This window comes from Streptomyces sp. NBC_01788 (genome assembly GCF_035917575.1).
GTDB lineage: Bacteria > Actinomycetota > Actinomycetes > Streptomycetales > Streptomycetaceae > Streptomyces.
Window position 1 is genome coordinate 988,922 of sequence record NZ_CP109090.1, and the last position, 13,262, is coordinate 1,002,183.

Annotated in this window: 9 protein-coding genes; 5 read left to right on the forward strand and 4 right to left on the reverse strand. The window is 70.8% G+C overall.

From position 1 onward, the window contains the following. The first annotated feature begins 179 nt into the window (after positions 1 to 179). Entirely contained in the window at positions 180 to 1,826 is a 1,647-nt protein-coding gene (locus tag OIE49_RS04725) for an MFS transporter (RefSeq protein WP_326801207.1), read from the forward strand. Between the two features lie 122 nt (positions 1,827 to 1,948). Here the strand turns inward: OIE49_RS04725 and OIE49_RS04730 are convergent, their stop codons facing one another. From OIE49_RS04730 to OIE49_RS04745, 4 genes are all read right to left on the reverse strand, one after another. Continuing rightward, the gene (locus OIE49_RS04730) at positions 1,949 to 3,541 is read right to left on the reverse strand and encodes an MFS transporter (RefSeq protein ID WP_326801208.1); all 1,593 of its coding nucleotides are present in this window, start codon (positions 3,539 to 3,541) and stop codon (positions 1,949 to 1,951) included. A 186-nt stretch (positions 3,542 to 3,727) separates the two neighbouring features. Beyond that, the gene (locus OIE49_RS04735; protein WP_326801209.1) at positions 3,728 to 4,198 is read right to left on the reverse strand and encodes a MarR family winged helix-turn-helix transcriptional regulator; all 471 of its coding nucleotides are present in this window, start codon (positions 4,196 to 4,198) and stop codon (positions 3,728 to 3,730) included. Positions 4,199 to 4,616: 418 nt separating this feature from the next. Further along, positions 4,617 to 6,683, reverse strand: coding sequence for a SpoIIE family protein phosphatase (locus tag OIE49_RS04740; RefSeq protein ID WP_326801210.1), 2,067 nt, complete (start codon positions 6,681 to 6,683; stop codon positions 4,617 to 4,619). Between the two features lie 457 nt (positions 6,684 to 7,140). After that, on the reverse strand, positions 7,141 to 10,020 hold the full coding sequence (locus tag OIE49_RS04745) for a SpoIIE family protein phosphatase (RefSeq protein ID WP_326801211.1): 2,880 nt from the start codon (positions 10,018 to 10,020) through the stop codon (positions 7,141 to 7,143). Positions 10,021 to 10,426: 406 nt separating this feature from the next. Here OIE49_RS04745 and OIE49_RS37045 point away from each other — a divergent pair, with 406 nt between their 5' ends. The 4 genes from OIE49_RS37045 to OIE49_RS04760 all read left to right on the forward strand — a co-directional run bounded on the left by OIE49_RS37045 (position 10,427) and on the right by OIE49_RS04760 (position 13,260). Then, positions 10,427 to 10,594, forward strand: a complete 168-nt coding sequence (locus OIE49_RS37045; protein WP_401789751.1) for a transposase — start codon at positions 10,427 to 10,429, stop codon at positions 10,592 to 10,594. 40 nt (positions 10,595 to 10,634) lie between these two features. After that, positions 10,635 to 11,294 (forward strand): hypothetical protein, encoded by a 660-nt coding sequence (locus OIE49_RS04750; protein WP_326801212.1) that lies wholly within the window; start codon positions 10,635 to 10,637, stop codon positions 11,292 to 11,294. 234 nt (positions 11,295 to 11,528) lie between these two features. Then, the gene (locus OIE49_RS04755) at positions 11,529 to 12,269 is read left to right on the forward strand and encodes a hypothetical protein (RefSeq protein WP_326801213.1); all 741 of its coding nucleotides are present in this window, start codon (positions 11,529 to 11,531) and stop codon (positions 12,267 to 12,269) included. Continuing rightward, a complete protein-coding gene (locus OIE49_RS04760; RefSeq protein WP_326801214.1) occupies positions 12,181 to 13,260 on the forward strand; it encodes an NUDIX hydrolase in 1,080 nt (359 codons plus the stop codon). Before OIE49_RS04755 ends, OIE49_RS04760 begins: the two co-directional genes overlap by 89 nt. Positions 13,261 to 13,262 lie beyond the last annotated feature (2 nt).

Here is a 13,262-nt window from a genome sequence, read left to right on the forward strand (position 1 = left end):
TGATTTTAAGTTGTGCGCATTTCATTGACGTGACGTAAAGCGAAGTGTCATCCTCCACGACACCACGCCGGACTCGCGACGTGCCCTCTCCCCCACCGCGTGCGCCGAGCCGAGCGCTTTCACGCTCTCGGGGCTCCCGCTTCCGGGACGCCCGCCTTCCCCAGCCAGGGAGAACAGCAATGACGCTCAACAACGGGACGCCCACGTCCCAGGGCCCAACCGCGGGGGCCGCCCGGAGACCGGGCTACGCGGGAACACTGGCTGCCGCCTGCGGTGCGGTCTTCGTGGCCCAGGTCGCGAACGCGCTGCCGGCCTCGCTGCTCGGACTCTTCCAGGAGGACCTGAACACACACGGATCCCAGCTGACGTGGATCACCGCCGCGTTCATGATCGCCGTGGTCTGCTTCGAGTTCACCTTCGGTGTCCTCGGTGACCTCTTCGGGCGGCGAAGGCTGGTCGTGGCCGGCACGGCCCTGGTCGCCGCGGGCAGCACCGTGGCCGCGCTCGCGCCCACCGTGCAGGTGTTGTGGATCGGCGCCGCCCTCAACGGGCTGGGGGCCGGCGCCATGTTCCCCGGCTCGCTCACCGCGATCACCGCCGTCACCCGCACCCTGCGGGAACGGGCGCACGCGGTGGCACTCTGGAGCGGTTTCCTGTCCGCCGGCGCCGCCGTCTCGCCTCTGCTCGGCGGCATGTTCGCCAAGGTCGGGTCGTGGCGTGGTTCCTTCGGGGTGCTCGTCGGACTCGCCCTGGTCAGCATGGTGCTCACCCTGGTGCTGGCCACGGAGTCGAATGCGCCCGAGGGCCGCAAGTTCGACATAGCTGGTCAGATCACTTTCGCTGTCGGTCTCATCCTGGTGCTGTACGGCGCCGTCGAGGGTCCCGAGTCGGGCTGGACCACCCTTCCCGTCATCCTCGCCTTCGCCTTCGGCATTTGCTTCCTCGCCGGATTCGTCGTGGTGGAGCTGGGCGCCGAATCCCCCATCTTCGACCTGAAGCTGTTCCGCAACCGGGCCTTCACCGTGTCGTCCGTCGCCGCGGTCATCGGCATGCTCGCCTTCCTCGGCGCCTGCTTCGCGATGAGCATGTGGCTGGGTCCTGTGCAGCACCAGGACCCGATCCGTGTCGGAATCCTCTTCCTGCTCCTCCAGGGACCCGCCTTCGTACTCATCCCGGTCGTCTCGCGCCTCCTGCACCGGGTCGCCGCGTCCTGGCTGCTGACCTCCGGGTTCGCCCTGATGGCGGTCGGCTGCCTCCTGTTCACCCGGCTGGACGTCACCGACCCGGAACTCGGCGCGTTCCTCGCCCCCGCCCTGCTGATCGGCATCGGTTTCGCCCTGACCGTCAGCTCGGTGACGGCCGTGGCGCTGAACAGCGTGCCCCTGCACCTGGCGGGCATGGCCAGCGCCACCACCAACATGCTGCGCGACCTCGGCTTCGCCCTCGGCCCCGTCGTCGTCAGCGCGGTCGCCCTCTCCAACGCGGGGGCGGCGTTTGCGGCGAACCTGTCCGACGCGGACCTGCCGGGCGGTCAGGCGGCAGCGGCACGCGAGATCGCCGAGGCCGGAGGGCCCATCGCCGTGAACAGCCTGCCGCCCGACGCCCTGGGATCCGCGGCGCACGGTCTGGCCCTGGAGGCCCTGGGCAGTGGTTTCAGCACCGCGTTCCTGGTGTGTGGTGTGGCGGCCGCCGTCGCCGCGGCCCTGACCGCCTTCGGCATGATCGGGCTCCACGCCCGCCGTTCCGCCGAGGACGAGGCACCCGTACCGCCGGCTCCGGGAAGCGACGGCGGAGCGGAATCGGCTCCGGCCGTCCTCCATCCCTGACCTCAGCGACTCCTCAGGACGTCACCGGGGCGATCGACGCGCACCACCCCGTCTGCCGCACACCGGGCGCGGCGGACGGGCCGTGTGCCCGGCTTCGGCCCACCTCTCCGCCCCACCCGCCATCAGCCGTCGGCGGCGGGCGAGTTGGCGCCGCGGCGCAGGCCAGCTGCGGCGAGGAGGGCACCCGCGACGCACAGGACGGCGGTGACGAGAACGGCGGCGTGCACACCGTTCATGAAGGCGTTGCCGCTGCCCTCGGCGACGGCGGCCTTCAGCTGTGCGGGCATGCCGTCCGTGACCGGCGCGATGCCCATGGCCACGGCATCCTTGGCCTCCTTCAAGCCGTGTGCTGCGGAGGCCGGCACCCCGGCGCCGGTCAGCTCCCCGGTGAGCGTAGCTCCGACCCGGCTGCTGATCAGCGAGACCAGAACGGACGTACCGAGGGCGCCGCCGATCTGCAGTGCGGTGGACTGCAGGCCGCTCGCCACACCGCCGTCCCGGACGGGCGCGTTGCCGACGATCGCGTCGGAGGAGGCCGACATGACCATGCCGACGCCCAGGCCGATCAGGACGAATGGCGGCCACATGGCCGCGTACGAGGAGTGCGCGTCCCAGGTCAGCATCCACACGGAGGCCACCGCCTCCAGCAGCATGCCGGCCGGCATGGACAGGCGGGCTCCGAGCCGCTCGGTCAGCGCCGCGCCCAGCGGTGCCGCGACCACGGAGGCCAGGCTCAGCGGCAGGGTGCGCACGCCCACCTCGACCGGGGTCAGACCGCGGACGTTCTGCAGGTACAGCATCAGGAAGAAGATGACACCGAGCAGCACGAAGAAGTTGATCGCGGTGACGAGGGTGCCGATGGTCAGCGCCGGGCTGCGGAACAGTCGCATGGGCAGCAGCGGGTGCCGGACACGGGTCTCGTACCAGCCGAAGAGCACCAGCAGGACCAGTCCGGCGGCCAGGGCGCCCAGGGTTCCTCCCGAGGTCCAGCCCCAGGTCTCGCCCTTGATCACGCCGAAGACCACGGCGACCAGACCGAGCGCCAGCAGGATCACGCCTGGGATGTCGAAGCGGTGGCGGCCGGTGAAGTCCTTGCTCTGCGGCAGCACGAGTGCGCTGAAGACCAGGGTCGCGATGCCGATGGGCGCGTTGATGTAGAACACGGACTCCCAGTTGACGTGCTCGACCAGCAGGCCGCCGACGATCGGTCCGAGCGCGGTCGAGCACGAGGCCACCATGGCCCACAGGCCCACCGCCGTACTGAACTTCTGCGGCGGGAAGACGGCGCGCAGCAGACCGAGTGTGTTGGGTATCAGCAGCGCGGCGCAGAGCCCCTGCAGTGCGCTGAAGACGATCACGCCCTCGACGGAGCCGATCAGCCCGATCATGACGGAGGCCACGACGAAGCCCGCGACTCCGGCCATGTAGTAGGTGCGCCGCCCGAACCGGTCACCCAGCTTGCCGCCCAGGATCAGGGCGGCTGCCATGGCGATGAGGTAGGAGTTGGTGACCCACTGCAGGTCGGCGGTGGACGCGTGCAGGCTGCGGCCGATCTCCGGGTTCGCGATCGAGACCACGGATCCGTCGAGGTTGACCATGAAGAGACCGATCGCGACGGCGATCAGCGTCAGCCACGGATTGGAGCGCGGGCCCCGCTCGGCGCCCAGTGGCGACGGAGCGTACGGAGTGAAGTGGTCCACGGGTGTGGAGGGCATGCATGTGCCTTGTCTGTGGTGAGAACGTCGACAAGTCGACGAGATGGATCAAAGCCTTCGGCACAGGCGGAGATACGGCAGCGTGCCGCCACTACGGGGGGGGGAGGCGCGGCGGGGGGCGGCGCGCTCGAGGTGCGGGCTGCGCGCGCGGCCGGGCGCTCGCCCCTGAGCACCGGTGCCGGAAGGTCAGTCGGCGGAGTAGAAGCGCCGGGTCAACGCCAGCAGCGCGCCACAGGCCGAACCGAGAGCGTCCTGCTCCCCGTCGGTGAGGGACTCCAGCAGACGCGCCACGTGGACTTCCTTCAGCCCCCGCGCTTCCGCGAGTCGCTCCGTGGCCAGCGCCGTGGGGTACAGATGAGCGACCCGCTTGTCGACGGCATCCCGCCTGCGCTCCAACAGCCCCAACTCGGTGAGCTGGGCGACGAGGGCGCTGACATTGTTCGGCTTCATCAGCAGGGCGTCCGCCGCGTCACGGACCGTGATGCCCGCACGCTCCTCGACAAGCCGCAGCAGAGCGAGCTGCCCCTCCGGCAGCGTCGGGTACGGAAAGTCCCGGATCACCTGCCGCTCGAGCGCCCTGTTCAGCACAGGCAGAACCGCCACGAGGACCGAGGCCACGTGGTCGTTCTGCCGGCCAGAGGCACTGGAATCGAGCACACTTCGACTATAGGTACGCCAACATACCTATGTCAACATAGGTACATGCCGGGCGGCCAGACGCAGTAGTCAGTGGCGACCGGCGTTCACCTGGAACTGCTCGACACGAGTGACGGCCCATCAGAGCGAGCGTCACCTGAGCGTCAGGACGGCCGACAGACGTCCGTACCGAGAGCAGTCGGAGGCTGCGTGTGCTATCACAAGCCGTCGGCACCGTTCCTTGGCAGCACCCCCGCCGGTCGGTGGCTCAGGCCCCTTGCGCCATCCGAGTCAGAGAAGCTGGTGAGACCAGCCACGTGGGTCACGACCGCACCCCTCCAACGCTGATGGCGATTCTTGAAAACGGCTCTGTCCGCAGTCCCGTGCAAACGACCAGGTGTGTGCGTTCGGCGGTGAGGCGTGGCACGTGCTGTGCGGCTTACTGGGTTCGGGCGATGAGGAGTGCGACGTCGTCGTGGTCATCGGGGTGGCGCAGGGTGTGCAGGAGGAGGTCGCAGGTCTGTTGCAGGGGGTTGTTGGGTTCGTTGAGGAGGCTGAGGAGGATCTCCAGGCGTTGGTCGATGGGGTCGTGGCGGGTCTCCACGAGGCCGTCGGTGTAGAGGACCAGTAGGTCGCCGGTGGTGAGGTTCACGGTGGTGGTGTCGAAGGGGATGCCGCCGACGCCGAGGGGGGCGCCGGTGGGAAGGTCGAGTAGCCGGGGGGCGGGGCCGGCTCGGGCCAGCGCGGGTGGCATGTGCCCGGCGTTGGCGATGTGGCACTGCATTCGGTGGGGGTCGTAGACCGCGTAGATACAGGTGGCGATGTAGTGCTCGAGACCGCAGGTGATCTTGTCGAGGTGCTGGAGCACTTCGTCGGGGGCCAGGTCGAGGTCCGCGAAGGCACAGGTGGCGGTGCGCAGGCGGCCCATGGTGGCGGCGGCATCGATCCCGTGGCCCATCACGTCCCCGACCACCAGCGCGGTCTTGTCGCCGGGTAGGGGGATGACGTCGTACCAGTCGCCGCCGACCTCGCTGGTGGCCTGGGCGGGCTGGTAGCGGGAGGCGACCTCCAGGCCCACCAGGTGCGGTGGGTGCTCCGGCAGCAGGCTGCGCTGGAGGGTGACTGCGGCGTTGCGCACGCTCTGGTACCAGCGGGCGTTGTCGATGCTGACCGCGGCGCGGTTGGCCAGCTCACTGGCCAGGATGACGTCGTCCTCGTCGAAGGGCAGCGGGTTGCGGGTGCGCTTGAGGTCCAGGGCGCCGAGCACTTCGCCCCGGGCAATGAGCGGCACCGCGAGGTAGGAGTGGACACCGGCGCGGGCCAGGAGCGTGCTGGCCTGCTGATTGCGGGCGATGCGCTGCAGGTCCTCGTCGTCCACATGCCGGACCAGCACCGGCCTTCCGGTGTGTACGCACAGGGTGACCAGGCGGTCGCTGTCGTACGCGGCGGGGTCACCGGCACGGTCGGCGGCGCGGAGGGCCACGGTGGGGAAGGCTGCCTTGACCGCGAGGGCGCGGAAGAGTTCCGGGCCCCTGTCCGGTGTGCCGGTGCGGCGGCAGGCCAGAACGTCGTCGAGGACGTCTACCGCGACCACGTCGGCGAGATCGGGCGTGGCGATCTCGGCCAGTTCACGGGCGGTCAGGTCGACATCCAGGGTGGTCCCTACGCGGACAGAGGCTTCGGCGATCAGGGCCAGGCGCCGCCGGGCCCGATCAGCTTCGGTGGCCGCCAGGTGCCGTTCGGTGACGTCGATGGCCAGGGTCGCGGCGCCGAGGACCCGCCCGCCCGGGTCCTCCAGCCGGTAAAGGGACAGCGACCAGGCGTGCTCGGTGTCGGGGTGGGCGGGAGCGCGGCCGACCGCGTACTGGTCGAGCAGCGGGTTCCCAGTAGTCAGCACCTGGCGCAGGGCCGACTCGATCGTGTCGGTGTCGGGGAAGGGCAGAGTCTCACGGAGGTGGCGGCCGATGCGCGCTTCGGCGGGTACGCCGTCGATACGCTCGAGCGCGGGGTTGACCATCAGGTAGTGAAGGTCGGGGTCCAGCAGAGCCACTCCGATCGGTGACTGGTTGATCAGCCGTTCATACAGGGCCAGGCCGGTCTCCACCCGTTGGAGTGTGGTGCGGTCGGCCGCGATACCCAGGGCGTAGACGTGCCCGAGATCATCCAGCAGCCGCACGTTGCGGAACTCCACCAGGCGGGTGCTGCCGTCCTTGCGCCGGATGGGAAAGGTACCGGCCCAGCTCCGGCCGGTCTCCATCACGTCGGTGAACAGCGACACGACGGACGTCAGGTGCTCCTCGTGCACCAATAGCCGGGCCGCGTACTGGCCAAGTGCCTCCTGGGCCCTGTAGCCGAACAGCTCCTCGGCCTGCGGGCTCCAGAACACGATCCGTCCGTCGGCGTTCAGCACGACCGCGGCGACGCTGAGCACATCCAGCAACCCGCTGAGCTGCGGTGGCCCGGTGCCTGGCTCGTTGCCGCTGGGTGGGAAGGATTCGGATGTCATACCAAACACTCCCTCCGACAGCCGTCGCCACTTGTCCCACAGTGGTCCGTTGGCTTCGTTCCGTGCCTGCAGTCTGGCTTTGGTATCTCCATGGTCCTCCTGAACTGCCGACCTGCCGCGCCACGTGTCACGGACCGAGATCAAGTTCTTGGCGTTCAATCCGGCAGCGTTACCGGCAAGCGGCGGCTCCTTCTGGACAGCACGCCCCGGTCCCAGTGCGGGGTGACTGCTGACGCCCTCACCTCGGGTGGGCGCCAGGGCACAGAAGAGGTCACGTAGCGCTGCAAATTCCGTCCCGTGGTTGTCGTGCGGAACGTCGTCAAGGGATGGAACAGTCTCTCCAGGGGCCGGTGAACGCCGCAGGGGCCCTGTAGGCCTGAAAGCCCAGGCCACTCAGCATCCACAAGTGACGACCAGCGCAGCGCGGCACCGATCGGCTCCATGGTCCTGGCGGCCGTCACGACAGGGGCTGTTCCGCCCAGATGACCTTTCCGTCAGCGGTGTAGCGGGTGCCCCACCGTTCGGTGAGCTGAGCGACGAGGAAGAGCCCGCGCCCGCCCTCGTCCTCGCTCCTGGCCCTGCGTAGCCGGGGTGAGGTACTGCTGCCGTCGGAGACCTCGCAGACGAGGGCGCGGTCGCGGAGCAGCCGTAGCCGGATCGGGCCGGTGGCATACCGGATGGCGTTGGTGACCAGTTCGCTGGCAACGAGTTCGGTGGTGAAGGCCAGGTCGTCCAGCTCCCAGTCGGCGAGCTGCGCGGTGACCGCCGCGCGGGAGCGGGAGACAACCGTCGGGTCGCTGGGCAGGTCCCACTGGGCGACCTGTTCCGTGCCGAGCGCGTGGGTACGGGCGACGAGCATGGCGACGTCGTCGCCCGGCCGGGCCGGGAGCAGTGCGTCGAGGACCGCCTCGCAGGTGTCCTCCGGGCCACGGCCGACGCAGGCGAGCACGGTGCGCAGCGTGTCCAGGCCGGCGTCGAGGTCCCGGGAGCGATCCTCGATCAAGCCGTTGGTGTACAGCACCAGTTGGCTGCCCTCGGCCAGCTCCAATTCGACGGTCTCGAACGGCACGCCGCCGAGCCCGAGCGGCGGCGTCGGCGGCAGGTCGACGAACTCCACCGTGCCGTCGGGTGCGACCACCGCTGGCTGGGGGTGCCCGGCGTGGGTGAAGGTGCAACTCCGCGACACCGGGTCGTACACGGCAAGCAGGCACGTGGCGCCGACGATCCCGGAGTCCGGGTGCGTGGGCTCCACCGCCCAGCCCTCGCCTCCGTCGAGCCGGCTCACCAGGTCGTCCAGGTGGGTGAGGAGGTCGTCGGCCGGCAGGTCCAGGGAGCAGAAGTTGTGCACGGCGGTGCGCAGCCGGCCCATGGTGGCGGCGGCGTGCAGTCCGTGACCGACCACGTCACCCACCACCAGCGCCACCCGGGCACCCGACAGCGGGATGACGTCGAACCAGTCGCCGCCCACTCCGGCCTGCGCGGGCAGGTAGCGGTAGGCGACCTCGATGGCGCTCTGCTCGGGCCGGCCCCGGGGCAGCAGGCTGCGTTGCAGGGCGAGCGCGGTGTTGTGCTCGCGTGTGTAGCGGCGGGCGTTGTCGATGCAGATCGCCGCGCGGGCGGCCAGTTCCTGGGCCAGGGACAGGTCGTCGTCCTCGAAGGGGGCCGGTTCGCCGGAGCGGTAGAAGCTCACCGCGCCGAGGGTCGCGCCGCGGGCCTGCAGCGGCACCGTGATCAGCGAGTGGATGCCTGCCACGAGGATCCGATCACCCCGCGCCGGGTCCTGGGCGAACCAGCCGCCGGCCTCGGTCAGGACGGGTTCGAGCACGGGCTGCCGGCTGTCCAGGCTGCGGGCCTGCGGCGTCGACGGCGCGAACCGTACCTCTTCGCCGACACGGTACAGGGGAGGGTCCTCGTCCACGGCCCCCAACGCCACCCGGCGCAACGCGGCGCCCCCGCGGAACGGCTCGGGCTCCTCGCCGCGCAGCACGGCCTCGGGCAGGTCGACGGCGGTGAAGTCGGCGAACCGGGGGACGGCCACCTCCGCCAGTTCCTCGGCGGTCCGGGCGACGTCCAGCGTGCTGCCGATGCGCAGACCGGCCTCGCGCAGCAGTTCCAGACGTCGGCGGGCCTGCACCGCCAGCCGGGCGACGCCGGGCTCGCCGACGAGCAGTGGCAAGCTTCCCCCTTCTCCGTCGCCGTGATCGTCCGTTCCGGCCCGGACCCGCGTGTACAGTTCGTCGGCTGCGGGTGTCGGAGGGGGCGCGGTCGCTGACGTGCGCAGGGTGGCCGGGTGTGCTCCGTCCGGCTTCGGCGCGGCAGGAGGGGGCACGGGAGGGTTCGCGGGCGGGACGGTGACGGTGGCCGCCGAGGACGCCCAGTACGGCTCCGCCGAAGCGCCGGGTCCGACGGCGATCGGGCTCGGGCCACCACCGAGTATGCGGGCCTCGACGACCACGCCGATCTCGCCCGCCGCTCCGGTGACCGGGCGACGCCGTAGCGTGGCCACCCGCCCGCCGGAGAGGACCACCTCGTCCAGGGCGCGCTGCTGGGAGGCAATGAGCGCCTCAGCCTTGTCCCGCAACAGGGCCAGGTCGATCCGGCCGAGTTCCGCTCTCTCATCTCCGGTCTCCTGGCCCAACGACCCGCGCTCGGGCCAGGACCATCCGGGCGCGCCGTGGCGTGTCCGTCGGTAGGCGGCGAGCATGACCCGTTCCCGTTCCGTGGCCTGCTCCAGCAGCCGTGCCTCGATGCCGTGAACGGCTTCGCGGGCCAGTCGCAGCATGGCGGGGTCGCCGTGTTCGCGCAGGCAGGTGAGGTCGACGATGGCCTCGATGCGCCCGCTGAGCGGGTTGCAAACGGGCGCTCCCGCGCAAGCGAACGGCAACAGGAAGTCGGCGAAGTGCTCGCGGCCCACGACATAGAACGGCCGACGTCCCGCCAGCGCGGTGCCCACCCCGTTGGTGCCCGAGGCCACTTCGGAGGCATCGCATCCGGGGGCGAACCGCACCTTGTCGAGGCACTGGAGAAGCTTCCGGCCGCCCCCGCGCCGCTGGACCATGTGGCCCTGCTCGTCGCAGAGAACGACCGTCACGCCCATATCGTCGAGCGACGCGGACAGATCCCCCAGCACCGGCTCGGCAGCGCTGAGGAACCGATCGTCCAGCCCCAGATCGGACGCGTAGGGGAACACCCTCAGGTCCACCTCGAAGCCCGCGAACCGGCACCGCTTCCAGGAGTCGAGCACCGGGCCACGCACGTCCGCTTCGACCAGCGCACCGGACAGGAAACGTTCATGGGCATCGACAAGCCCGCCGATGTCATCCCACGCGATGGGCACTGGGATCACTTCCCCGCATGAACACTCCCCCGGCCGCGCCGCTGCTCGACCGGTCCGGGATCTTCTCCACGCAATTTCACCGTAGGCCCCCTGCGACACGAACCACAACACACGACGTGTGGGGCCCGGCCGCTCACGCCGCTGGGAAGGCCCACAAGGACCTCCAGTGCCCTGCCGGCGACCTCCTCGACGGCCCCGACGGCGCGCTCGGTCAGCACGATGTCCGCGTGATGGGCGAAGAGCGTGATGGGCGAAGAGGGCTGCGGGACCTGCTTGCCTGCGCCGCACCGGCGCGAACCTCCACCGCATCGGCCACCTGCGGTGGAAGTTCCTGACCTGGTGCGCCGACTCCGAGATCCCCGAAGTCCGCCAACTGGCCACCACGGTGGACCGCTGGTGATCCGAGATCGCCGCGTTCATCGCCACCGGCCACAGCAACGCCAAGAGTGAAGGCATCAACCGCGTAATCAAGCTCCGCCGCGCCGCCCACGGCTTCCGCAATCCCGCCAACCAGCGCCTACGCACACGCTGCGTCACCACCCGCCGAGCCTGCGGACACCTCCACCCTGCCTAAATTCTCGGCCCTGACCGGCACGGACGAGGACCACCGCACGGTGTGCCAGGAGCTGTACGTCACCCTGCTCGTGGACAGCGCCCGCGCCCTCGCCCAGATCGGGCGGTGGACCGAGGCCGCCGACGCCATGACCCAGCACTGCGGCATCGGGAACCGGCTCCTCGACGGCCGCCAGATCAAGATCATGGCCCTCATGGAGCAGGGCCTGGACCAGCAGGCCCGCGACCTGATCGACACCACCCAGCCCACGGAGCCCTGGGAGAGAGCCATCGCCCTCCTTCTGCACACCCACTGCCGGCCCGCAGACGCTCCCGTCCCCGAAGCCGACCTCGACCGCACCCTTGATGAAGCTGTCCAGCTCCTTGCCCACCCCGATCCGCCGACCGCCGCCTTCCAGACCCGGACGGGCCTGCCAGCCCTGGAACCGGACCGCACCGGACGCCATGCCGCCCGCGTACTCGACTCCCTCGTCAGCGTCGCCCGACTCGACGCCTACGCCGCACGAGACGCACTGCTCCACCCCGTCGCCGCGTCCGCCCTGGACGACTGGGCGACAGACGCGCTCCACGCGGTGATCGCCACGGCCGGACTGGGATCCGACGTCCTGTCCGCCCACCACCATGAAGCTCTGATGGGCGCGGTCGGCCACGCGGAGACAGAGCTGGAAAGGCACCTGCAGGCCGATCTGGATCCCGGCTAGGAGGGGATGACCCGGGATGCCGCGCCGTAGTGCCCACGCGGTTTGGCGGTGTCGGCGTTTCGGCCATTTCCTGCCCGCAGCCGCTCCAAGCCAGACCAGGGATCCCGCGCCCGCGGGGTCCGCTGACGCAGGAAATAGCAGGCTCCCCAGCACGACCGAATGACGTGTGTTCGATATCGCAGCCGTGTCGTTAGACCTCACGACTCTGCCGCAGCGACCGTCCTAGGGGGAACGATGACCTCGGCCATTACACAGGGCCAGCCGCCGCAACCGCCCAAGGGGACCGCGCCGGACGACGAACCGCAGGAGGCCGGTGTTCGAGAGGAGGAATACCTCTACCGCGACGAGTCGAGGCTCCAGGCCGGCTCCCTGCTGACCTCCCGCACCATGGCGCGGCGCCTGCCCTCGCTCGTGCGGCGCTCGGTGCAGATGGCCTGGCGCGTGGACCGCGGCGCGACCATCGGACTGCTGGTGTGCCAGATCGCAACCGGCGTCCTCGCGGCCCTGGGCCTCCTGGCGGTCGCGGGCACGATCACCGCGCTGATCTCCTCGGGCGACATCACCGAACGGCTGTGGGACGCCGCCCCGCAGCTGGCCGTGATCGCCGTCGCCACCGGGCTGCGCGCCCTGCTGGGCATCACCGTCGTCTGGCTGACCGGCCGTCTGCGCCCGGTGCTCGGCCGGGCAGCGGAGCTGACGATGACCGAGGCCGCGCTCGGCGCGGAACTGGCCGCCAACAACAAGCCCGGCTACAAAGGACGTCCTCGCGGCGACCGCCACGCTCGCGGCCGGCGCCACCGTCCTGACCGTCCTGCACCCCCTGCTCCTTCCCCTGCTCTTCCTCGCGTGCCTGCCGCAAGCCGCCGCCTACGTCCGTTCCGCACGCGTGATCTACCTCGCCGGGCTGGAGACCTCCGGGCGGCGCCGGATGCTGGGCAAGCTGCGCCGGCACATGGCCTATCAGGAGTCCAGTGAGGAGATGCGCGCCTGCCTGGCCGGCCCCTTCCTCATCGGCCGGTACCGGCGGCTGGCCGCCTCGGTCAACGCGGCCGAACGCAAGGCCGCGAACACTGGTGCCTGGATGGGGTTGGCCGGAGCAGTGGCCGGCGGGATCGCCTCGACCGCGGTGTGGGCGGCGCTGCTGTGGCTCCTGGCCTCCGGGCGGATCAGCCTGGCGGCCGGCGGCGGCGCCGTCTTCGCCCTCCAGACCGCCACCGGCTCGGTGCGCGGCATCATCAACGGCGGGGCCCGCCTGGTGCGCACCGGCTGGTACGTGCAGGACTGGCAGTACTTCCTCGACAACGCCCACGGCCAGGCCATGACCGACTCCCGCGGCACCGCGCCCGTGACCGCGGCCCCGGAACGTTTCGAGGTCCGCGACGTCACCTACCGCTACGACGGCGCCCCAGTCCACGTCCGCTACCGGCCCCTGTGGGACCGCCCTCTCCACCGCGGCCCCGTCCCCGGGCATCTGCCCGTGCAGCAAGCCTGGGCGTGGTGCTTCGTTCCCGACGGCCGGGTCGTCCTCGTGGCCGACCCCGGCCCGCGGGGCGCGCTGCCGATGCTGCCCGGCGGCACCGTGGAGGACACCGACGCGATGCCCGAGGACACTCTGCACCGCGAAGCCGCCGAGGAAGCCCAGCTCACCCTGGCCGATCCGGTGCGACTGGGCTGGGTGCTGGACGAGACCGGCGAGGTCTACGGCGGCGTGGGGCCCAACGCCCGGCTCCGCCTGGCCGCCCGGGTTACCGCCATCGGGCCGGCGGCTGTCGACCCCGCCACCGGCCACCCCTTCGCCCGCCTGCTCGCCACCCCCGCCCAGGCAGCCGTCCTGCTGGGCTGGGGCCCGCCCGGAGCGCGGCAAGCCCAGCTCGCGGCGGAGACAGCACGCGAGCGGTGGGGCCTGCCCACCGCTCGCGCCGCCGCCATCGAGGAGATCCCGGCGGAGGGGATGCGGCTGACCTGACC

What these genes read in the sequence shown, in the direction of transcription:
- OIE49_RS04725 (WP_326801207.1), top strand. Translation starts at nt 180, where the DNA reads ATGACGCTCAACAACGGGACGCCCACGTCCCAGGGCCCAACCGCGGGG.
- OIE49_RS04730 (WP_326801208.1), bottom strand. Translation starts at nt 3,541, where the DNA reads ATGCCCTCCACACCCGTGGACCACTTCACTCCGTACGCTCCGTCGCCA.
- OIE49_RS04740 (WP_326801210.1), bottom strand. Translation starts at nt 6,683, where the DNA reads ATGACATCCGAATCCTTCCCACCCAGCGGCAACGAGCCAGGCACCGGG.
- OIE49_RS04755 (WP_326801213.1), top strand. Translation starts at nt 11,529, where the DNA reads ATGACCTCGGCCATTACACAGGGCCAGCCGCCGCAACCGCCCAAGGGG.